Origin of the sequence: Dactylosporangium aurantiacum (assembly GCF_000716715.1) — a bacterium.
Classification (GTDB): domain Bacteria; phylum Actinomycetota; class Actinomycetes; order Mycobacteriales; family Micromonosporaceae; genus Dactylosporangium; species Dactylosporangium aurantiacum.
Genome location: NZ_JNYJ01000013.1, coordinates 1 through 21,441 on the forward strand (window position 1 = coordinate 1; position 21,441 = coordinate 21,441).

Genomic DNA, 21,441 nt, shown 5'->3' on the forward strand with positions numbered 1-21,441 from the left:
GCCCCTGATCAGCCCGCGCCCCCAACCAGCCGGACGACGGTTGGGCGGAACGCATGCTGGCCGGCACGCACGCCGAGCCGGCACGCACGCCGAGCCGGCGGGGCGCGGCAGGGCAGGGCGGGGTGAGGCCGCCAGGCGAACGCGGCCTGACACCCCTGACAGCTCGCGCCCCCAGCCAGCCGGGATGCACGCTGAGCCGGGCGGAGGCGTCTCGACCCGGCGCGGCAAGACGAGGTGAAGCTGCAAGGCCCGCGACCGCTGAGCCAAGACAGTGCGGTGCCCGAGGTCAGGGATGGCCGCTGAGCCAAGGCCGAGGATGCCCAGCAACGGTGTCCGCGCGACGGCGGACACCGGCCGCGCTGGCACGGCCAACCGGAAACGAGCCAGGCATGCACCAGATGGGCCGGACCGGGCAGCACGCGCCATGCGTGCAGACGCGCCAGGCGTGCGCCGGGACTGGTGGACGGCGAGTGGTCGGCGGCGCTGGTGCCGGGTTCAGAACGGCCTGGTTGCCCGTTGCCGGCGTTGGGCGGTGGGCCGGCACCAAGCCGGCCAGATAAGCAAAGGCGCGTCCCCGCCTCAGCAACCACAACCCGGTGGCTCCACCGGGTTGTGGTTGTGGTCGGCGGCGCTCGCCAGGGTGGCGGAGGGCTCAGACGCCGGCGTACGAGTGCAGGCCGCTGGCCACCAGGTTCACGCCGAACAGGTTGACCAGCATGGTGGCCCAGCCGACGATGGCGATCCAGGACGTGACGCGGCGGCTGACGCTCGGGGTGGAGCGGGCGTGCAGGTAGCAGGCGTAGACGACCCAGGCCACGAAGGACCAGACCTCTTTGGGGTCCCAGTTCCAGTAGCGGCCCCAGGCGGCCTCGGCCCAGATGGCGCCGGCGATGACGCCGAAGGTCCAGATGGGGAAGGCGAAGGCGTGGACGCGGAAGGTGACGCGCTCCAGGGTGTCGGCCTGGGGCAGGCGCTCGCCGAGGCTGTACGGGAAGTTGCGCTTGCCCTGGTCGTGGCCCAGGCGGATCAGGTGCATGGCGGCGGCGACGAAGCCGACGAGGAAGATGCCCGAGGCGATCGAGGCGGCCCCGACGTGGATGACCAGCCAGTACGACTGCAGGGCCGGGACCAGGGGGCCGACGGGGACGTACAGGGTCATGCCGGCGATCGCGAGCAGGATGGACGCGACCAGGGTGACGAAGAGGCCGAGGTGCCGCAGGTTGCGCCACTTGGCGAGCACGACCAGCCAGGCGGAGACGCCGACGAGGGTGGCGGTCATGACGAACTCGTACATGTTGCCCCACGGCGCCCGGTCGGCGGCGATGCCGCGGGTGACCAGGGCGGCCAGGTGGCCGAGGTAGCCGAGCAGGGTGAGGGCGACCGCGGTGATGCCCGCCCAGCGCGCGGCGGCCGACCCGTCCGCCGTGTCCGGCGAAAGAGATTTGTCCGAAAAGTCCGAGGCCGGAAGCCCGCCGGCAGCAGAGCCAGAGCCTGCCCCGACGGAGGCCAGCTCCTCGGCGGGGGCAGCAGCACCTGACAGGACGCGCTGGCCCACCATGCTCCGCGCCCCGAACGCATACTCGACCGCATACGCCAGCATCGCCAGCACGTAGCTGAAGATCGTGACGACCAGCAGCTGGTTCGACAACCCACCCATCAAACGACCTCCTTGACGTCAGTCTGCGCCATCTGGCTCGGCACCGGTGCCGCAGGGGTCACCGCCGCGACGATGGCGGCGAACTCCTCGGCGAAGCCCGGGTAGTCACCGCGCGGCAGGCCACCCGCCGACATGCCGGTCGGGGTGATGCGGAAGAACACCCGGCGGCGCTTACCGGTGAGCGAGCCGAGCAGCCCGACCAGCAGGGCGCTCGCGCCGACCAGGACGATCGGCTGGCCCGGGTCGTGCCGGATGGAGATGCTGATCCACTGCTCGGTGCGGACGAACTCGACGGTCGTGCCGTCGGGCAGGGTGCCCTTCTCGCCGGGCTTGAGCATGAAGGGCTCGCCGAACTTGCTCAGCCGCTTGGCGTCGATCTGGCGCTGGTCGAGGGTGTACACCGACAGGGGCGCGCCGGCGTCGAAGCCCAGCACGCCACGGTACGGCTGCAGCATCAGCCGCGGATCCTTCTCGGCGGGGAAGGCCGACGAGCTCACCGAGGGGTCCGACGGCAGGGTCGGCAGGTACACGCCCGAGAAGCCGATCTGCGACTTCTCGTCGCGGGTGCCGGTCGACGGGTTCAGGTTGACGTCCGGGAAGGTGGCGACGCCGTCGCTGGTGAGCATCCCGTCCTTCGGCAGGAACGCCGAGACGTTCTCGTGGGTTTTGCCGTACTTGTCGGTGTAGCGCAACACCGGGGCGTAACCGTGGCCGAGCAGCGACACGTTGGCGCCGTCCAGCCGCAGCGGGTCGTTGACCTGCAGCACGTGGGTGGAGGAGCGGCCGTGCTGGGTGGCGGTGATGTCGGCCTTGTAGGTGACCGGCTGGCCGTTGTCCAGGTACGTGGCGGCGAACTTGTCCATCCGCAGGCAGAAGCGGGGCAGGTCGCCCTCGCCGACCTGGGCACCCAACGCGTGCTCGTCGTAGTTGAGCAGCGTGTTGCAGAAGGCGAAGTCCTGTCCCTGGATGAGCAGCCGGTTGCCGTGCCAGCCGAACCACGAGCCGTACGCGACGCCGATCAGCAGCGACAGCAGGGCGAAGTGGAAGACCAGGTTGCCGGTCTCCTTGAGGTACCCCTTCTCTGCGCTGATCTCGGTGACCCCGTCGGACGGGGTGCGCACGACGGTGCGGAACCGGCGCCGGCGCAGCGCCGCGACCACGTCGGCGGCGGGCGCGGCGGGCAGGTCCTCGGCCGAGGCGGGCAGGCGGGAGAACCGCGCGGGCGCCGCGGGCGGCTTGCGCAGCATCGCCACCAGGTGGGACCGGAAGCGCGGCACGAGGCAGCCGACGAGGGACGTGAAGAGCAGCAGGTAGATCGCCGAGAACCACGGCGAGGCGTACACGTCGAAGAAGAAGAACCGGTCGAGCGTGGGGCCCCACTCGGTGTTGTCCTGCAGGTACTGGCGGACCTTCTCCGGGGAGACGTTGCGCTGCGGCAGCACGGAGCCGGGGATGGCGGCGACGGCGAGCAGGAACAGCAGCACCAGTGCGGTGCGCATGGAGGTGAGCTGCCGCCAGGCCCGCCGGGAGATGGAGACGATCCAGCGCATCAGATCGGCACCGATCCGGGTCCGACATTGGTCGTAAGGGCGATCATGAGGTCACTCCAGACGCCGGTGACGAGCGCGAGCCCGACGATGACGAGCAGTGCGCCGCCGATGCGGGTCACCCACCGGCTGTTGCGCCGGATGAACTTGATGACGCCGATGAGCCGCTGGAAGCCCAGGCCGACGGCGATGAACGGCAGCCCGATGCCGAGCGAGTACGCGACGGCGAGGGTCACCGCCCTGGCCTGCGACCCGGTGGTCGAGCCGAGCGCGATGACCGCCCCGAGCGTCGGTCCGGTGCACGGCGCCCAGGACAGCGCGAAGACCATGCCGAAGACGGGGGCGCCGACCAGGCCGGCCGCGGGCAGCCGCTGGATCCGCCATTGCCGCTCCAGCCCCGGCACGAGCCCCATGAACGCCAGCCCGAGCACGATGACGGCGACGCCCGCGACGGTCTCGATGAGCCGGCGGTGCACCATGAGCTGCATCGCGGCGCTGGTGGCGAGCACGATCAGGGTGATGAAGACGGCCGCGAACCCGGCGATGAACAGCGAGATCCCGGCGATGACCCGGCCGCGGCGGTGCCCGGAGTCGAGGTCGGCGCCGGCCAGGCCGGTGACGTAGGACAGGTAGCCGGGCACCAGCGGCAGGATGCACGGCGACAGGAAGCTGGCCAGCCCGGCGAGGACGGCGACGGCGATCGCGCCGAGCAGCGGTCCGCTGAGGGCGAGGTCTCCGGCGCCGGCGAGCAGCATGGCTCAGGCCTGCTCGGCGAGCAGGTCGCGGACGATCGGCTCGAGCAGCTTCTGGTCGACCTGCATGCGCAGCACGGCGGCGATGCGGCCGCTGCGGTCGATCACGAGGGTCGCCGGGATCGAGTTGGGCGGCACGGCGAAGTCCTGCGCGAGCGACGCGGACGGGTCGAAGATGCTGCCGTACGTCGGCTTGATGTCGGCGAGGTACGCCTTGGCCGGGTCGCGCTGGTCGTGCACGTTGACGCCGACGAACGTGACACCGTCGGCCTTCGTGGCGGCGTACACCTTCTCCAGCTCCGGCGCCTCGGTGCGGCACGGCGGGCAGTAGGACGCCCAGAAGTTGACCACGACGACCTGGCCCTTGTGCTGCGCGAGGTCGAACGAGCCGCCGATGTCCATGTAGTCGCCGCGCATCGCCGGCGCGGCCACCCGGTCCGAGACGGAGATCTTGCGGCTGCCGAGGGCGCTCTTCGGCGCACTGCTCTCACAGCCGGTCAGCAGGACCAGCAGGGCTACGAGCGCGATCCCGAAGCGCATGCTCAGGCACCCTTCGCGTCGCGGGCGGTGGGCGACATGGCGACCAGGTGGGCGGCGGGTTCGGTGTACGACACGCCGACGATCTTCGTGTCCTCGAAGTGGAAGCTGGTGTAGCTGGCGAGGTTGCACTCCCGCTTGCGCGGGTCGTGCCACAGCCGCTTGCGCTCGACATGCCGGCGCAGCGTCCAGATCGGCAGCTGGTGCGACACGCAGACCGCCTCGTGGCCCTCCGCGGCCTCCCGGGCGGCGAGCAGCGCGGCGAACATGCGGGCCGCGATCGCCGTGTACGGCTCGCCCCAGGACGGGGTCACCGGGTCACGCAGCACCCACCAGTTGCGCGGGTCGCGCAGCGCGCCGTCGCCGGCGCCGACCCGCTTGCCCTCGAAGAAGTTGCCGCTCTCGATGAGGCGCTCGTCGACGGCGATCGGCAGGCCGAACTGCTCGGCGATCGGCCCTGCGGTCTGCTGCGCGCGCTCGAGCGGGCTGGCCACGACGTAGGTGATGTCCTTCTCGGCGACGGCCTGTGCGGCGGCCTTGGCCATCTGCACGCCCAGCTCGGAGAGGCGGTACCCGGGGAGGCGGCCGTAGAGGATCTTCTCCGGGTTGTGCACCTCGCCGTGCCGCAGTACGTGCACGATGGTCTTCGTCATGCCGCCGCCTCCGCTACGCTCCGGCGTCGGCCTGACTGACCCCTGCGCCCATGATGAGTGGCCGCTCCGCTCCGCTCCGGGCCACTCATGACAAACCGGCCGATGCGGCGGCCGCGGCGCGGGCGGCGTGCGGCAGCGCCGCCGAGATCACGTCGAGGGCCTCGGCGTCGATCGCGGTCGAGACGAACCACGACTCGTAGGCGCTCGGCGGCAGGTAGACGCCGCGGGCGAGCATCGTGTGGAAGAACGCCTTGAACGCCGCCACGTCCTGGGTCCGCGCGTCGTCGTAGTCGTGGACCGGCTCGTGGGTGAAGAAGATCGAGAACATGCTGCCGGCGGTCGCGAGGGTGTGCGGCACACCCGCGGCGGCCAGCGCGTCGGAGGACAGCTTGCCGATCGTCGCGGCCGTCGCGTCGAGCTGCGCATAGACCTCGGGGGTCGCCAGGCGCAGGGTCGCCAGACCGGCCGCGCAGGCCAGCGGATTGCCCGACAGCGTGCCGGCCTGGTAGACCGGGCCGGCCGGGGCGAGCTGCGCCATGATCGAGGCGCGGCCACCGAACGCGGCGGCGGGCAGGCCACCGCCCATGACCTTGCCGAAGGTCCACAGGTCGGCGTCGACGGGCTCGAGGCCGACCCAGCCGGCGCGGCTGACCCGGAAGCCGGTCATGACCTCGTCGAGGATGAGCAGCGCGCCGTGCCGGTGGGCGATCTCGGCGAGCTTGGCGTTGAACCCGTCGCGGGGCGCGACGACGCCCATGTTGCCGCAGGCCGCCTCGGTGATCACCGCCGCGATCCGGGAGCCCTCGGCGGCGAAGACCGCCTCGACGGCGGCGACGTCGTTGTACGGCAGGACGATCGTGTCGCCCGCCGCGGCCCCGGTGACGCCGGGCGAGTCGGGCAGCGCCAGCGTGGCGACCCCGGATCCGGCGGCGGCGAGCAGCGCGTCTACGTGGCCGTGGTAGCAGCCGGCGAACTTGACCACCTTGGGCCGGCCGGTGAACCCGCGGGCGAGGCGCAGTGCGCTCATCGTGGCCTCGGTGCCGGAGTTGACCAGGCGGACCTGCTCGACCGGGGTGCGCGCGACGATCTCCTCGGCGAGTGCCACCTCGCCGGGGGTCGGGGTGCCGAAGCTCGTGCCGTGTGCCGCGGCGGCGGTGATCGCGCCGATCACCTCGGGATGTGCGTGGCCGAGGATCAGCGGGCCCCACGAGCAGACCAGGTCGACGTAGCGCCGCCCGTCGGCGTCGGTGAGCCAGCAGCCCTCGCCACCGACCATGAACCGCGGGGTGCCACCGACCGCACGGAACGCACGGACAGGTGAATTCACCCCGCCCGGGACGATGGCCTGGGCGCGGTCGAACAGTGCCTGCGAAGCCGGAGCGTCACCCGCGTAGGGGCCGAGGCCGGCGGAGTCAATAGCTGTCACAGCCTGCCCATTCTGACAGCCTGCCGGAGGCGACGCCGACCGGCCCCAGGTGGCCTGTGCCCGACGCCACTGCGGGCGCAGTTCCACGTTAGGCTGTCCGGGTGGATCGACCGGATCTTTCCGTCACCGTGCGCCGCGCCCCGACCGAGACCGTGGTGGCGCTCGTCGGCGAGATCGACATGTCGACGGTCCAGCGGCTGGCGATGGCCGTCGATGAGATTCTGGCCGGCGACACCCCGACGCGGGTCGTGCTCGACATGGCCGGCGTGACGTTCTGCGACTCCCAGGGGCTCGGCACGCTGGTCGTGCTCAGTCGCAAGGCGACCATGGCACAGAGCTACCTGGTGCTGGTCAACGTCGGCGCGTTCCTGATCCGCGTCCTGGACATCACCGGCCTGCGCGGCGCGCTGATGATCCAGGAGACCGCGACCTGACCGCACCCCGCGGAGCGGCTGGCGGCTAGAGCGACCCCCGCGCCCGGGTCAGCGCCGCCATCGCCTTCTCCACCTGGGAGCGGCCGACCTCGCCGCCGGCCGCCAGCGCCGCCTTCAGCAGCGCGGTGGCCTCGTCGACGGCGACTCCCGCCGCCCGCAGCTCGCCCTCCCGGGTGCGCACCAGCTCCGACTGCACCGCGAGCTGCTGCGTCTTGGTCCACAGCTCGACGAACACGGAGACCTTCGCCCGCAGTACCCACGGATCGAACGGCTTCGTGAGGTAGTCGACGGCGCCGGCGGCGTAGCCCCGCAGCATCAGGTGCGAGTCGCGGTCCGCGGCGGTCAGGAAGATGATCGGCACGTGCCGGGTCCGCTCGCGGCGCTTGATGTGCCGGGCGGTCTCGAAGCCGTCCATGGTCGGCATCTGCGCGTCGAGCAGGATGAGGGCGAAGTCGTCGACGAGCAGGTGCTTGAGCGCGTCCTCACCGCTGTCGGCGCCGACGGTCTGGACCGGCAGCCCCTGCAGGATCGCCTCCAGAGCGAGGAGGTTGTCCCTACGGTCATCGACGAGCAGCACCTTCGCCGGCCGGTCCGGTCCAGTCAAGGATGCGGCCCCTTTCTGACGGTCTGGGAGCAACTTACACCGCGCGGCCTTCCCCGTTTACCCACGCGGCCATGACGTCAAGCAGCTCGTCAAGATCAACCGGCTTGGTGATGTAGTCGCTGGCGCCCGCGGCCAGGGACGATTCGCGGTCGCCGGGCATCGCCTTGGCGGTCAGGAAGACCACCGGCAGGTTGGCGAAGCGCCGGTTGCGCCGGATCGCCCGGGTCGTCTCGTTGCCGTCCTGGTCGGGCATCATCGCGTCCATCAGGACGATGTCGACGTGGGGGTGCTCCGACAGCACGCGGACCCCGTCGGCGCCGTTGTCGGCGTACAGGACCGTCATGCCGTGCAGCTCCAGCGCACTGGTGAGGGCGAAGACGTTGCGCACGTCGTCGTCGACGATGAGCACGGTCGCGCCGTCGAGCTGGTGCGCGGCCGCGGTCGGGCGGCGCTCCGCGGTCGGCAGCGAGCGCAGCATCGCCGGGCCGGGCGGCAAGCTGCGCACCGGCGGCAGCGGTTGGGCCGGCACCGCGTGCACCGTCTGGGTGACCTCGGTCGCGATGACGTCCGGCAGGTACAGCGTGAAGATGGCACCCCGGCCGACCTCCGAGGTGACCCCGATCGCGCCGCCGAGCAGCCGGGCGAGCTCGCGGCTGATCGACAGGCCGAGGCCGGTGCCACCGTACTTGCGGCTGGTCGTGCCGTCGGCCTGCTGGAACGCCTCGAAGATCAGCGCGACCTTGTCGTCGGAGATGCCGATGCCGGTGTCGCGGACCGCGAACGCGATCACCCGCCGGGCGCCGGCCAGGGTCGGCGAGGTGAACTGCAGGTCGGGCGTGGCGACGCTCATGGAGAGCGTGACCGAGCCCTTCTCGGTGAACTTCACCGCGTTGGAGATCAGGTTGCGCAGGATCTGCTGGAGGCGCTGCGGGTCGGTGACGATCGCCGGCGGCAGGTCCGGGGCCGGGACGACGGTGAAGTCCAGCCCCTTGTCCTCGGCCTGCGGCGCGAAGGCCTGCTCGACGTACGAGCGGATCTCCTCGAAGGAGACCTCGCCGGGCTCGACGTCCATGCGGCCGGCCTCGATCTTCGACAGGTCGAGAATGTCGTCGATGAGGGCGAGCAGGTCGGAGCCCGCGTTGTGGATCGTCGCGGCGAACTCGATCTGCTTCGCGGTGAGGTTGGCGTCGGGGTTGTCGGCCAGCAGCCGCGACAGCAGCAGCATCGAGTTGAGCGGCGTGCGCAGCTCGTGGCTCATGTTGGCGAGGAACTCCGACTTGTACTGCGACGCCTGCGCCAACTGCTGGGCCTTCTCCTCCAGGCCGAGGCGGGCCATCTCGATCTCGCGGTTCTGCTTCTCGATGTTGCCCTTCTGCTCCGACAGCAGCGTCGCCTTCTCCTCCAGCTCGGCGTTGGTGCGCTGCAGCTCCGCCGACTGGTCCTGCAGCTCCAGGGCGAGCCGCTGCGACTGCGACAGCAGCTCCTCGGTGCGCCGGTTGGCGAGGATCGTCTTGAGGGCCACGCCGATGGTGACCACGAGCCGGTCGAGGAACGCCAGGTGCAGCTCGGAGAACGCGGACACGCCGGCGAACTCGATGACGCCGAGCGGCTCGCCCTCGAACAGCACCGGCAGGACGACGAGGTCGGCCGGGGGTGTGGCAGCGAGCCCGGAGCGGACCTGCAGCCGGCTGTCCTGCGGGGCGGTGACCCGGATCGCGCGCCGCGACAGCGACGCCTGCCCGATCAGACCCTCGCCCGGGGCGAAGCTGACCTCGGTGCCGGGCGAGACGTACCCGTACGACGCCTCCAACCGCAGCCGCAGCCCGGAGTCGGCGTCGGCACCGGCGAGGAAGAACGCGCCGATCTGCGCGTCGACCAGCGGCGTCACCTCGGCCATGATCATGCGGCAGACCTCGCCGAGGTCGCGCTGGCCCTGCAGCAGGCCGCCGACGCGGGCCAGGTTGGAGTCGAGCCAGCCCTGCTCGGCGTTCTTCTTCGTCGTCTCGCGCAGCGTGACGATCATCTGGTTGATGTTGTCCTTGAGCTCGGCGACCTCGCCGAGCGCCTCGACCGCGATGCGCTGGGTCAGGTCGCCGCGGGTCACGGCGGTGGACACCTGCGAGATGGCGCGCAGCTGCGTGGTCAGCGTCGAGGCGAGCTGGTTGACGTTCTCCGTCAGGTCCCGCCACGTACCGGAGACGCCGCGCACCTGCGCCTGACCGCCGAGCTTGCCTTCGGAGCCGACCTCGCGGGCCACGCGGGTCACCTCGTCGGCGAAGGACGACAGCTGGTCCACCATCGTGTTGACCGTCGACTTCAGCTCGAGGATCTCGCCGTGCGCGTCGACGGTGATCTTCTGCGACAGGTCACCGCGGGCGACGGCGGTGGTGACCTGGGCGATGTTGCGGACCTGGGACGTCAGGTTGGACGCCATCGAGTTGACGTTGTCGGTGAGGTCGCGCCAGGTGCCGGAGATGCCCTTCACCTGGGCCTGACCGCCGAGCTTGCCCTCGGTGCCGACCTCGCGGGCCACGCGCGTGACCTCATCGGCGAACGACGACAGCTGGTCCACCATCGTGTTGACCGTCGACTTCAGTGCCAGGATCTCGCCCTGGGCGTCGACCGTGATCTTCTGCGACAGGTCACCGCGGGCGACGGCGGTGGCGACCTGGGCGATGTTGCGGACCTGCGCGGTGAGGTTGGACGCCATGAAGTTCACGTTGTCGGTCAGGTCGCGCCAGGTGCCGGCCACGCCGCGCACCTGCGCCTGACCACCGAGCTTGCCCTCGGTGCCGACCTCGCGCGCCACCCGCGTGACCTCATCGGCGAACGACGACAGCTGATCGACCATCGTGTTGACCGTCGACTTCAGCTCCAGAATCTCGCCACGCGCATCAACGGTGATCTTCTGCGACAGGTCACCGCGCGCCACCGCCGTCGCCACCCCATGAAGTTCACGTTGTCGGTCAGGTCGCGCCACGTACCGGCGACCCCCGTCACCTGCGCCTGACCACCGAGCTTGCCCTCGGTGCCGACCTCGCGCGCCACCCGCGTGACCTCATCGGCGAACGACGACAGCTGGTCCACCATCGTGTTGACCCGCGGGCCACGGCGGTGGCGACCTGCGCGATGTTGCGGACCTGGCCGGTGAGGTTGGACGCCATCGAGTTGACGTTGTCGGTGAGGTCCTTCCAGGTGCCGGCGACGCCGGGCACGTCGGCCTGGCCACCGAGCTTGCCCTCGGTGCCGACCTCGCGGGCCACGCGGGTCACCTGCTCGGCGAAGACCCGCAGCGTGTCGACGAGCGAGTTGATCGTCTCGGCGAGCTCGGCGACCTCGCCCTTCGCCGCGACGGTGATCTTCTGCGACAGGTCGCCGCGGGCCACGGCGGTGGCCGCGGTGGAGATCGACCGGACCTGGCCGGTCAGGTTCGCCGCCATCGAGTTGACCGAGTCGGTCAGGTCGCGCCAGGTGCCGGCGACGCCGGTGACCTGCGCCTGACCACCCAGCTTGCCCTCGGTGCCGACCTCGCGGGCCACGCGGGTGACCTCGTCGGCGAACGACGACAGCTGGTCGACCATCGTGTTGACGGTGCGGCCGATGGTGAGGAACTCACCGCGCAGCGGGCGGCCGTCGATCTCCAGCGCCAGCTGCTGCGTCAGGTCGCCCTCGGCGACGGCGACGATCACGCGGGCGATCTCCGTCGTCGGCCGGCCCAGGTCGTCGATGAGGGAGTTGACCGCGCGGATGCGGTCGAGCCACGCCCCCTCGAAGGCCTCCTCGTCGAGCCGCTCGGTCATGCGGCCCTCGCGCCCGACGACGCGGCTGATGCGCAGCAGGTCGCGGGTGTGCCGCTGCTTGAGATCGGCGAGCCGGTTGAACCGCTCGACCACCTCGCCGGGCAGGCCGTCGCGGCGGCTCAGCCGGTGCTTCAGGTCACCCGCCGCCAGCCGGTCCAGCCCGTCGGACAGCTCCTCCAGCAGCAGCGTCTCGGGACTCTTCTGGGTGACTTCTTCGACTGTGGTCATGGCGTCTCCACCGGTCTCGGGGGCAGGCGGTGTCCACCCATCGTCGTCTCCAGGTTGGATTGTTACCACCGTTCGGTAGAGACTGCGAGGTGTGAACGCGCCGACCGTCCGGAGGATCCGTCTCCCGGCCGACCATAGCTCTCCCGGTCTGGCGCGCGAAGCGATCCGGACGATCGCGCACGAACGGGACTTGAGCGGCATTCTCGACGAGGCGCTACTGCTGGTCACCGAACTGACGACGAACAGTGTCGTGCACGCCGGCACCGAGGTCGACGTGGAGATCACCGCCGCCGACACATCGCTGACCGTCACCGTACTGGATTTCCAGCCCGGCACCGTCGTGCCCAACATCCCCACGGCCGGCGGCGCGAACCTCGACGAGCGCGGCCGCGGCCTGCTGCTCGTCGACCAGCTCGCCTCGTCGTGGGGCACCCTGCACTTCGACGGCGGCAAGGGCGTGTGGTTCCGGCTCGACGTGCCGGGCGCGGCGGGGCCGCCCAGCCCGACGCCACCCGGCTTCGAGATCCCCCTCGCACCGGCCCCCGACGCGCTGGGCGCCCTGGGTTGGTCCGGCACCGGTACCTCGCTGACCGAGGTCGCGGAGGAGCTGCTGCAACGGCTCGTCGGCGTGATCGGGGCGGCCGGCGCCGCGCTGACGCTGGACGAGGGCGACGGCCCGCACACGATCGCCGCGGTCGGGCGGCTCACCGGGTCGGTCGACAGCGGGCGGCGGGTGCCGCTGCGGGTCACCAAGCCGTGGCGGGCCGAGCTGCTCGTCGCCGGCGGGGGCGGCAACCCATACGCGCGACCGCTGACCTCCCTGGCCGCCGACCGGCTGATGCTGCTGGTCGAGAACCACCGGCTGCGGCGCGCGGACTCCGAGCGGCGCACCTGGCTCACGTTCCTCGCCGACGCCAGCGAGCTGCTCGCCCAGTCCCTCGACGTCGAGCTGACCCTGGCGCTGATCCCCCGGCTGGTGGTGCCGCGGCTGGGCACCTGGTGCGCGATCCACGCCGCCGACGCCGGCGGGGAGCTGCGGCTGGCCGCGGCCGCGCACGCCGACGAGTCGATGCTCACCGGCCTGCTCGACGCGCTCGGGCAGGCGGCGCCGCAGCTGAAGGAGGCGATGAGCACCGACGCCGTCGTGCCGCTGGGCCCGCCGCTGGAGGGGTACGTGGTCGCCCTGATCGCCCGCGGCCAGCACCTCGGCACGCTCACCGTCGGCGGCGGCGGCGACACCTGGCAGCGCAGCGAGGAGGTCGCCGTCGTCGAGGACGTGGCCCGGCGCGCCGCGCTCGCGATCGACAACGCCAACATCCACGCCGAGCGGCGCAGCATCGCCCAGGCCCTGCAGCGCTCGCTGCTGCCACCGCAGCTGCCGAAGGCCGAGGGCGTGGAGTTCGGCGCCGAGTACGTGCCGACCGGCGAGGGGGTCGACGTCGGCGGCGACTTCTACGACGTGGTGCCGCTGTCCGGGCGCCGGTGGCTGGTCGTCGTGGGCGACGTGTCCGGCAAGGGCGTGCAGGCCGCGACGGTCACCGGTCTGGTCCGCGACGTGACCCGGGTCCTCGTGCGCGACGGCCGCCCGCTGCCGGAGACCCTGAAACGGATCAACGAGACGCTGCTGGAGCGCGGTGCCGGCCGGTTCTGCACCCTGTGCCTGGCCGAGATCCTGCGCCGCCAGGACGGCACCCTGGACGTGGCGCTGCACCTGGCCGGCCACGACCAGCCGGTGTTGCTGCGCGCCGACGGCCGCACCGAGCTGGCCGGCCAGTGCGGCACCGCCCTCGGCCTGCTCGACACGATCAACACCCCGCGCACCCAGATCACGCTCGCGCCCGGCGACACGCTGATCTTCTATACCGACGGCGTCACCGAACGCCGCCGCGGCCCAGAGCTGTTCGGCGTCGACCGCCTGCGCCGGGAGGCGGGCCAGCTGGCCGGATTCCCCGCCGACGTGGTGGCGGCCCGCCTGCGCGCGACGACGCTGAACTTCTCCCAGGAGCCGCCCCGCGACGACATCGCCATCTTCGCGGTCCGCAACGACCACTGACGGCGGCGCGCTGTCAGTGGGCGCCGCCGACCAGCAGCGTGGTGTCGCAACTGGTCTCCACGTGCTTGCTGTGGGTGGCGATGACGACGGCACAGCCGTCCTCGGCCATCCGCCGCAGGACATTGATCACCATGGTGGCGTTGTCGCTGTCGAGCGCCCCGGTCGGCTCGTCCGCCAGCACCACCTTGGGCTGCTTGACCATCAGCCGGGCGAGCGCCACGCGCTGCTGCTCGCCACCGCTGAGCTGATACACCATCTCCTTGCCGCGACCGCCGAGGCCGACCCGGTCCAGGGCCGCCTCGAAGGCGTCCTGGCGGCGGGAGCGGCCCGCGGCACCGACGGCGACCGCGAGGTTGAACGCGATGGTCGCGTTGTCGATCAGCGCGTAGTTCTGGAACAGGTAGCCGAGCGTGTCGCGGCGGAAGCGGCGCTGTGCGGCGGCCCCGAACTTGGTGATGTCCTTGTCCGCGATCAGGATCGAGCCGGAGTCGACCTGTTCGAGGAGGCCGAGGCAGTTGAGCAGGGTCGACTTGCCGCAGCCGCTGGGCCCGACCAGGGCGTGCAGCTGGCCCTGGGCCACCTTGAAGGAGACGTCCGACCACAGGGTGCGCCGGCCAAACGACTTGGTGATGCCGTTAACGGAGATCATGTGGATCCTCTTCGCCGTGTCGTCGTGATGGTCAGGCCAGGCTGGCGGAGTGCGCTTTGATGAAGCCGGCGTTGGTCCGCGCCAGGGTGCCCAGGATGAGCGCGAGGCTGAGCAGCGCGACGGCGGCGGCCACGGCCGGCTCCCAGCCGCCGAGCACGAGCTCCTGCCGCAGCGACGGCCGCGCCATCGGTGCCTCGCTCTGGGCGATCAGCGAGTTGGTGCGCTGCCAGGTCCACAGCACCAGCACGGCGGCCAGCGCGCCCTCGCCCCCGAGGATCCATCGGTGCGTCCGCAGGAAGCTCCAGCCGCTGATGTACTTCACGAACAAGGCCTGCGCGTGCTTCCGGCAGTACACGATCGACACGCTCAGCGCGGTGATCAGCAGCACCACGACCGCGGCCAGCAGGTTGAAGACCTGCACGCTGAACTCGCGCCGCACGGTGCGGTAACGGTCGGCGGCCTCCTGCGCGGACGGGCTCACGCCCAGCACGTATGGCCCCACTCCGGCCGCGGCGGCACTGCTCATCGCCTTGTCGGGGTCGTCGAAGATGACGCGGTGCTGGGCGGCCATGACCATGTACTCGTCGTTGGGGATGACCCCGGAGCCGGCCGTCATGACCACGATGAACGGGTCGTCGATGACGAGGTCGTGGTCCTCGACCCAGGACCCGTAGGTGAACGCCGACTGGCCGGAGCGCAGCGTCCCGGTCCGGATCGGGATCGGCGCGCCGGTGCGGTTGCGGGTGAGCACCTGCATCCAGCTGCCGATCCGGGACTTGACCCGTTCGGCGTCCGCGGCGTACCGCTCGGGCACCAGGATCCTGACGGCATCGGGGTCCGACGGCGTGACCCGGGCGCCGCTCGCGTCGTAGAGCTCGTGCGTGCGGAGGTACTTGTCGTTCACGACCAGGACGTCCCGCTCGGGTCCGCCGACGAGCATGCCGGGCCCGCCGGCCGGCGGCAGCACCTTGGACAGCAGCACGTCACCCCGCAGGTCGGCGTCGCGCACCCACTGGCCGATCTTGTCGTTGACCGTCCGCTCCTGCGCCGTGCCGGTGTATCCGCCGCTGATCAGCGTGTAGTACGCCGGCCCGGCGGCCTTCCACGCCTCGCTGCGCTCCCGCTGCTCCCGCACATCCAGCCCGCTGCTGATCACGGCGGTGCCCACGACGAGCGTCAGCAGGATCGCGGGCACCCGGATCCCGTATGAGCCGACGATCAGCCACCGGTCGGCGAGCTCGCCCTTGATCGCGCTCAGGATGCCGTCGCGGTGCATCACCGCCAGCGTCAGCGCGTGCGTGATCAGCGCGATGACCAGGTAGACGGCGAAGAAGCCGGCAGCGACCAGCAGGTAGGTCCCGAAGCGGTTGAGGCCGTTGTACCAGCCGAGCGCGGCGGCCGCGACGACGGCGGTCCCGGCCGCGGCGATGCCCGCGAAGCGCGCCAGCTGCGCCAGGTCCCGGCCCAGGATCCCCGGGAACGACCGGCCCTGCAGCCGTTGGACGCCATACGACTTGGCGTTGAACACGATGGCGGAGGCGACGGTCAGCATCGTCAGCAGCGCGATGATGAGGAAGCACCACAGCAGTGCGCCGTTGCCGAAGAACTCCAGGGCGTGCGTGGGGGTCAGCAGCGGGTCGATCTTCCCGCGGAACCCGAGGTCGTTGAACCCGCGCAGCAGCTCCGACGCGTCCGACCTCGGACCGAACACGAGGTAGTAACCCGTCGGGTCGATGTTGACCGACTCCTGGAACGGCCGGACGTCGGTCTTGGCGTCCCGGCTGAAGTAGGGGTAGCCGTCCCGCATCCAGGAGGTCGACTCGGCGCCGTCGTCACCGACCGCCAGGTAGACGTGCCGGTAGCTCTCGTTGCGCGGATCCCAGGCCAACCGGCCGACGTTGACATGCCGGCGCTGCGCGAACGACGACACCATTTCGGCGGTCTGCGCATTGCTCGACGAGGAGTCCGACTCATTGATCCAGACGACGTACGACGGCCCGGAAATGGCCGCCTCGTCGAAATTCCGCACGATGATGAACGCCATCGCGGCGGACACGGCCATCATGACGAGGTATGCGAACTTGATGCTTTTATGAATCACGGTGGCCTGTCCTATGCTCGGGCGGTCGCGGATGCGGGTGGCGGCGGAAGCGACGCCACCCGCACCCGTCAATGCACGACTAGTCGATCAACGGTCCGTGTGCTCAGCAGAAACCGTAGTACGAGTAGTCGACCGACCAGAACCGCGACGCGGCACTCGCGTAGGAGTAGTAGCCGGGCGAGGTGCAGCCCGACGGATACACCTGGTTGGTCTTCACCGAGGACTTGTGGTTGTTGTTGGGGTGGTAGTAGTAGGACCACACGATGGAGTTGTTCTCACCGTGGTCCCAGGTGCCACCCTCGACGTAGGTGACGACGGCGAGCGCCGGAGAGGCCATCGCCACCGACATCACCCCCGTCGCGATGCCGGCCGCGACCTTCTTCTTGAGACCCAACACAGATCCCTTCAGTCAGAAACGAGCATTTCCCAACCTGACGTCGGCGCCGCTCTGAGCGCGCACTCGAGATGCCCCGAATTGATCGGAAGCATGGACAACGCCTATCCCGAAAGTGGACCTGCGCCTGATCCCCCGCGGTGTGAGAATCACGCTAATGCAAGGCACACATTCACGTTGACCCGTAACAGGAAGTTACGTCCGACAATTTGTAGGACATGTCGCGACGCCGCAGGTAACCGGCCGTGCGTCAGATCGGTGCCACGCAGTTCAGTGACTTGCATCACACAGGGGACTCGGAGCTATCACCGAGCGTGACGACGCGAGCGACCCTACGCGCGGGACGAGAAGCCGCGAAGGCGGAGCAGCTCCTCGTGGACGTCGGCCGGGTGGGCGTTCAGGTCGTAGCGGCTGAGCAGGAACAGGTGCTCTCCCGCGTCGATCTCCAGCAGCTCGCTGCGCATGCCGCCGCGGGAGCGGGCGTCGACGCGCATCCGCTCGACCTGCGCCCAGTCGAGGCGGCGGCGGGACGCGTAACCGCTGACGACGGTGAGCCCTTCCAGGTCGGCGGCGAGCCGGACGGGCGCGATGAAGTCCCGCAGCGCGTAGACGCCGAGGATGGCGGCGGCGATCAGCGCGGCGGCCAGCGCGCGGCGGTCGCCCGCGACGAACACCCCTGCGAGCAGCAGGGCGATCGCCGCGCAGGCTTTCAGTGCCGCGAACCCCGTGGACACCCGCCACCGCAGGTCGGTCCCGGCCGGCGGCGGTGTCGAAGCGGAGAAGGCGCCGCTGCGGATGTCCATCCCACCAGCATGCGCTATTTCGTCTTGGTGATCGAGGTGGCGGTCACCGTACCGTCGGCGTTCTGGCCGACGATCGTGACGCTGGAGCCTGCGGTCAGGTCCTTCAGCGCGCCGGGCATGGAGACGGTGGTCGTGCCGCTGGTCTTCACGATCAGGGTCTGGCCGTCGGCGGTCTCCACGTAGACGGTGGTGCCGTCGACGAGCTTGACCGTGCCGGTGATCCCGCCGCGCGCGCCGGTCTGCCCGGTGCCGTTCTGACCGCCCGGGAACGCGCCGTTCTGACCGCCGGGAAACGCGCCGCCGCGGCCGGCGAACTGGCTGGGGAGCGCGGCCGGGTTGGCGCCGCCGGGCGCGCCGGCGGCCGGCGGCGTGCCGTAGCTCTTCTGCACCTGGGCCCCGCCGACGAAGCCGGCGACGAGCAGGGCGAGCCCGGCCAGCACGTACGTGGCGCGGTTGGCCAGGCGGCGCGGGGCCGCCTTCGCGATCCGCTCGTTCAGGTCGTCGTCGAGCGGCTGGGCCAGCAGGTCGTCCGGCTCCTCCGGCACCCCCGGCAGCGCCGCCTCGTCCGGCTCGTCCGCGAAGTCGAGGTCCGCCGGCACCACCGGTAGGGGCTCGGTGTCGGCGCGGTAGGCGTGGCTCACTGGGGTCTCCTGACGGGACGGGTGCTCACTCATAGCGCAGGGCCTCGATGGGGCGCAGGCCGGCGGCCCGGCTGGCCGGGTAGCTGCCGAAGAACAGCCCGATGGCGACCGAGAACCCCAGCGCCAGGACGACCGAGCTGGGCACGATGACCGGCTTGATGCTGACGATGGTGAAGCGGCTGCCGATGACCGCCGCGGCCACCCCGAGCAGCCCGCCGATCAGGCTCAGCACCGTCGCCTCGACCAGGAACTGGGTGAGGATCGTGCGCCTGGGCGCGCCGAGGGCCTTGCGGATGCCGATCTCCCGGGTCCGCTCGGTGACGGTGACCATCATGATGTTGGTGATGCCGATCCCGCCGACCAGCAGGCTGATCCCGGCGACCGCGCCCAGCAGCAGGGTGAAGGTCTCGGCCGTGTTGGCGCGGGTCTCCAGCAGCTGCGAGGCGTTCTGGATGCGGTACGCCGTGGTGCTCGACCCGGTGATGTTGAGCTTGGCGTTGAGGATCGCGGTGACCTCGCTCTGCGCGTCGCTGACGTCCTCCGGCGACGTGGCCTGGATCAGCAGCTGGTTGAGCGAGCCGTAGCCGGTCAGCGACTCCTGCACCGCGGTGACGGGCGCGACGGCGACGTCGTTGGGGTCCGTGAAACCGGTGCCGCCCTTGTCGGCGAGCACGCCGACGACCGTGAAGAGCTTGCCGGCGACGGTGATCTGCTTGGACAGCGGGTCGACGCCGCCGAACAGTTCCTCGGCGACGGTCTTGCCGATGACGACGACCTTGCGCGAGTCGGTGACGTCCTCGGCGGTGAAGAGGGTTCCCTTGTCGACCTTGAAGTTCGAGGCGGCGACCCAGCCGGGGTACGTGCCGACGAACTGCGCGATCGTGTGGTCGGTCCCCTCGTAGGTGGCCGACTGCGAGCCGGTGACGACGGGCGAGACGCTGCGCACGTGCGGCGCCTCGTCCTTGTCCTGCAGCGCCGGCACCAGGTCCATGTTGAGCGCGGTGCTCGTGGTCGCCGCCGCGCCGCGGGGGCCGCCGCCACCGCCGGCGGTGACCGTCAGCGTGTTGGTGCCCAGGGACTCGATCTGCCGCTGGACCGCCTGCGCGGAGCCGTTGCCGACCGCGACGAGGAGGATGACTGCGGCGACGCCGATGAGGATGCCCAGCACCGTCAGGCTGGAGCGCAGCTTGTTGGCGGTGATCGCGCGCAGCGCGAACCGGATGGTCTCGAGGAGGTTCACTTCAGCCGCTCATCCTGGACGATGCGTCCGTCGACGAGCCGGATCAGTCGCCTCGCCCGCTCCGCGACGTCCGGCTCGTGGGTGATCAGCACGATCGTCCGCCCGGACGCGCTCAACCGGTCGAAGACGGCGAGGACGTCGTTGGTGGACTGTGTGTCGAGGTTGCCGGTCGGCTCGTCGGCGAGCACGAGCGCCGGCGCGGTGACCAGCGCGCGGGCGACCGCGACCCGCTGCTGCTGGCCGCCGGACAGCTGGTTGGGCTCGTGGTCGGCGCGCTCGGCGAGCCCGACCATGGCCAGCGCCAGGTTGGCCCGGCGGCGCCGCTCGGCGGCCTTGACCCCGGCGTACGCGAGGGGAAGCTCGACGTTGGCCAGGGCGCTGGTCCGCGCGATGAGGTTGAACGCCTGGAACACGAAGCCGATCCGCCGGTTGCGGACCAGGGCCAGCTGCCGGTCGTTGAGGCGGCTCACGTCGACGCCGTCGAGCAGGTACTTGCCGGTCGTCGGGATGTCGAGGCAGCCCAGGATGTTCATCAGCGTCGACTTGCCGGAGCCCGACGAGCCCATGATGGCCACGTAGTCGCCGCGCTCGACGGTGAGCGACACGCCGCGCAGCGCCTGGACCTCGGTCTCGCCCTGCCCGTAGATCTTCCTGACCCGCTGCACGTCCAGTACCGGATGCATGACCTCACCCATCAGTTGCCGGGCCGGAAGCCGCCGCCACCACCGGTGAACCCGCCGCCGCCGGTGAACCCACCACCCGGGAACTGCTGGTTGTTCGTGCCGGTGGTGGAGTTCGTCGTGGTCGTGGTGATCACGACCTGCTCGCCGGCGGTGAGGCCGGACTTGATCTCGACGAACGAGCCGCCGGTGATGCCCACCTCGACGGTGCGGGTCTCCACCTGGCCGTTGACCTGCACCTGGACGGTGCGCTGGCCGCCGGCCGTGCGCAGCGCCGCGCTCGGGATCCGCACCGCGTCCTGCACCTCGGCGATCGTCACGACCGCGGTGGTGCTCTGCCCGAGCCGTACCCCTTCCGGCAGCGTGTCCAGCCCGATGACCACCGCGTACGAGTTGACGTTGTTGCTGGTCGTCGCGGTCGGCGAGATCGTGCTGACCTTCCCCGTTGCGCGGGTGCCGCTCAGCGCGCTCCAGGTGATCTGCGCGGCCTGGCCGGTCTTGAGCTTCGTCGCGTCCGCCTCGGCGAAGCTCGCGTTGATCTGCAGCTTGGTGAGGTCGGCGAGCTGGACGAAGCCCGACGAGGACGAGCCGGTGGAGCCGCCGGAGGCGCCGGTCGAGCCGGAGGACCCGGAGGCGCCCGACGAGGAGCCGACCGCGCCGTTCACGGCCGTGACCGTGCCGGCGATCGGCGCGGTCAGGACCGTGCCGTTGACCGTCGTCTGCGCCGAGGTGACGGCGGCCTGCGCGGTGGTGACCTGCGCCTCGGCCGAGGCGATCGTGGCCGCGTCGGCGCTGTTGTTCTGCGCCCGGGTGAGCGCCGCCTTCGCCGCGGTCAGGTTGGCCTTCGCCGTGTTCAGCGACGCCTGCGCGGCGGTCGGGTCGACCTTGGCCAGGACCTGGCCCTTGGTGACCACGTCGCCGACCTTCACCTCGACCTCGGTGACGGTGCCGGACGTGGTGAAGTTGGCGTTGGCCGTCGCCGAGCTGGCCACCGAGCCCGACGCGGACACCGTCTGCGACACCGTGCCCTGCGTGGCCGCGACGAGCCGGGTCCGGGTGGTGGTCTGCGAGGCCTGCGCCTCGGCCGGCCCGGAGACGATCTGGTACGCCCAGAGCCCGCCACCGACCGCGGCGACCGCGAGCGCGACGTTGATCAGGCCCACGGAGTCCACCCGTGGTCGGCGCAGAGGCGGCAGCGACAAACGCATGAGGGGAATCGTGGTGCGTGCCGCTCGGAGCGAC

General features: G+C 70.9%; 17 protein-coding genes and 1 pseudogene. 2 read left to right on the top strand and 16 right to left on the bottom strand.

What is annotated here, in order from left to right:
* Positions 1-652 precede the first annotated feature (652 nt).
* The 6 genes from ccsB to hemL all read right to left on the bottom strand — a co-directional run bounded on the left by ccsB (position 653) and on the right by hemL (position 6,572).
* Positions 653-1,657 (bottom strand): c-type cytochrome biogenesis protein CcsB, encoded by a 1,005-nt coding sequence (ccsB, locus tag OP18_RS16510; protein WP_033359820.1) that lies wholly within the window; start codon positions 1,655-1,657, stop codon positions 653-655.
* A complete protein-coding gene (gene resB, locus OP18_RS51225; protein WP_052386830.1) occupies positions 1,657-3,207 on the bottom strand; it encodes a cytochrome c biogenesis protein ResB in 1,551 nt (516 codons plus the stop codon). The genes ccsB and resB overlap by 1 nt, the downstream gene beginning before the upstream one ends.
* On the bottom strand, positions 3,207-3,959 hold the full coding sequence (locus tag OP18_RS16520; protein ID WP_033359821.1) for a cytochrome c biogenesis CcdA family protein: 753 nt from the start codon (positions 3,957-3,959) through the stop codon (positions 3,207-3,209). The genes resB and OP18_RS16520 overlap by 1 nt, the downstream gene beginning before the upstream one ends.
* Before the next feature lie 3 nt (positions 3,960-3,962).
* On the bottom strand, positions 3,963-4,496 hold the full coding sequence (locus OP18_RS16525; RefSeq protein ID WP_033359822.1) for a TlpA family protein disulfide reductase: 534 nt from the start codon (positions 4,494-4,496) through the stop codon (positions 3,963-3,965).
* A 2-nt stretch (positions 4,497-4,498) separates the two neighbouring features.
* Positions 4,499-5,146 carry a histidine phosphatase family protein gene (locus OP18_RS16530; protein WP_033359823.1) on the bottom strand — a complete coding sequence of 216 codons (648 nt, stop codon included), beginning with the start codon at positions 5,144-5,146 and terminating at the stop codon, positions 4,499-4,501.
* Between the two features lie 85 nt (positions 5,147-5,231).
* Positions 5,232-6,572 (bottom strand): glutamate-1-semialdehyde 2,1-aminomutase, encoded by a 1,341-nt coding sequence (gene hemL / locus OP18_RS16535; RefSeq protein ID WP_033359824.1) that lies wholly within the window; start codon positions 6,570-6,572, stop codon positions 5,232-5,234.
* Positions 6,573-6,673: 101 nt separating this feature from the next.
* Between hemL and OP18_RS16540 the strand changes: the two genes are divergently transcribed.
* The gene (locus tag OP18_RS16540; RefSeq protein WP_033359825.1) at positions 6,674-7,006 is read left to right on the top strand and encodes an STAS domain-containing protein; all 333 of its coding nucleotides are present in this window, start codon (positions 6,674-6,676) and stop codon (positions 7,004-7,006) included.
* A 25-nt stretch (positions 7,007-7,031) separates the two neighbouring features.
* Here OP18_RS16540 and OP18_RS16545 read toward each other — a convergent pair whose 3' ends face one another.
* Together OP18_RS16545 and OP18_RS51230 are read right to left on the bottom strand one after the other, a co-directional pair.
* Entirely contained in the window at positions 7,032-7,610 is a 579-nt protein-coding gene (locus OP18_RS16545) for a response regulator (RefSeq protein ID WP_033359826.1), read from the bottom strand.
* Positions 7,611-7,644: 34 nt separating this feature from the next.
* Positions 7,645-11,638 (bottom strand): annotated as a pseudogene (locus tag OP18_RS51230) (HAMP domain-containing protein).
* A gap of 91 nt (positions 11,639-11,729) precedes the next feature.
* Here OP18_RS51230 and OP18_RS16555 point away from each other — a divergent pair.
* Entirely contained in the window at positions 11,730-13,691 is a 1,962-nt protein-coding gene (locus OP18_RS16555; RefSeq protein WP_245635399.1) for an ATP-binding SpoIIE family protein phosphatase, read from the top strand.
* Positions 13,692-13,704: 13 nt separating this feature from the next.
* Here the strand turns inward: OP18_RS16555 and OP18_RS16560 are convergent, their stop codons facing one another.
* From OP18_RS16560 to OP18_RS16595, 8 genes are all read right to left on the bottom strand, one after another.
* Positions 13,705-14,340 (bottom strand): ABC transporter ATP-binding protein, encoded by a 636-nt coding sequence (locus tag OP18_RS16560; protein ID WP_033359828.1) that lies wholly within the window; start codon positions 14,338-14,340, stop codon positions 13,705-13,707.
* A gap of 31 nt (positions 14,341-14,371) precedes the next feature.
* Complete coding sequence (locus tag OP18_RS16565; protein ID WP_156089561.1) at positions 14,372-16,441, bottom strand: bacteriocin-associated integral membrane family protein; 2,070 nt, start codon at positions 16,439-16,441, stop codon at positions 14,372-14,374.
* A gap of 103 nt (positions 16,442-16,544) precedes the next feature.
* Positions 16,545-16,835, bottom strand: a complete 291-nt coding sequence (locus OP18_RS16570) for a lactococcin 972 family bacteriocin (protein WP_052386831.1) — start codon at positions 16,833-16,835, stop codon at positions 16,545-16,547.
* A gap of 332 nt (positions 16,836-17,167) precedes the next feature.
* Positions 17,168-17,638, bottom strand: a complete 471-nt coding sequence (locus OP18_RS16575; RefSeq protein WP_052386832.1) for a PH domain-containing protein — start codon at positions 17,636-17,638, stop codon at positions 17,168-17,170.
* A 14-nt stretch (positions 17,639-17,652) separates the two neighbouring features.
* The gene (locus tag OP18_RS16580) at positions 17,653-18,279 is read right to left on the bottom strand and encodes a hypothetical protein (protein ID WP_245635400.1); all 627 of its coding nucleotides are present in this window, start codon (positions 18,277-18,279) and stop codon (positions 17,653-17,655) included.
* Positions 18,280-18,304: 25 nt separating this feature from the next.
* Positions 18,305-19,519 carry an ABC transporter permease gene (locus OP18_RS16585; protein WP_033359830.1) on the bottom strand — a complete coding sequence of 405 codons (1,215 nt, stop codon included), beginning with the start codon at positions 19,517-19,519 and terminating at the stop codon, positions 18,305-18,307.
* The gene (locus OP18_RS16590) at positions 19,516-20,202 is read right to left on the bottom strand and encodes an ABC transporter ATP-binding protein (protein ID WP_245635401.1); all 687 of its coding nucleotides are present in this window, start codon (positions 20,200-20,202) and stop codon (positions 19,516-19,518) included. Before OP18_RS16590 ends, OP18_RS16585 begins: the two co-directional genes overlap by 4 nt.
* 11 nt (positions 20,203-20,213) lie before the next feature.
* On the bottom strand, positions 20,214-21,362 hold the full coding sequence (locus tag OP18_RS16595) for an efflux RND transporter periplasmic adaptor subunit (protein ID WP_245635402.1): 1,149 nt from the start codon (positions 21,360-21,362) through the stop codon (positions 20,214-20,216).
* Between the last annotated feature and the right edge of the window lie 79 nt (positions 21,363-21,441).

Bases quoted from the DNA above. Each gene is read 5' to 3' on its own strand.
- ccsB (WP_033359820.1), bottom strand. From the start codon at position 1,657: ATGGGTGGGTTGTCGAACCAGCTGCTGGTCGTCACGATCTTCAGCTAC.
- resB (WP_052386830.1), bottom strand. From the start codon at position 3,207: ATGCGCTGGATCGTCTCCATCTCCCGGCGGGCCTGGCGGCAGCTCACC.
- OP18_RS16520 (WP_033359821.1), bottom strand. From the start codon at position 3,959: ATGCTGCTCGCCGGCGCCGGAGACCTCGCCCTCAGCGGACCGCTGCTC.
- OP18_RS16525 (WP_033359822.1), bottom strand. From the start codon at position 4,496: ATGCGCTTCGGGATCGCGCTCGTAGCCCTGCTGGTCCTGCTGACCGGC.
- OP18_RS16530 (WP_033359823.1), bottom strand. From the start codon at position 5,146: ATGACGAAGACCATCGTGCACGTACTGCGGCACGGCGAGGTGCACAAC.
- OP18_RS16560 (WP_033359828.1), bottom strand. From the start codon at position 14,340: ATGATCTCCGTTAACGGCATCACCAAGTCGTTTGGCCGGCGCACCCTG.
- OP18_RS16575 (WP_052386832.1), bottom strand. From the start codon at position 17,638: ATGGACATCCGCAGCGGCGCCTTCTCCGCTTCGACACCGCCGCCGGCC.
- OP18_RS16590 (WP_245635401.1), bottom strand. From the start codon at position 20,202: ATGCATCCGGTACTGGACGTGCAGCGGGTCAGGAAGATCTACGGGCAG.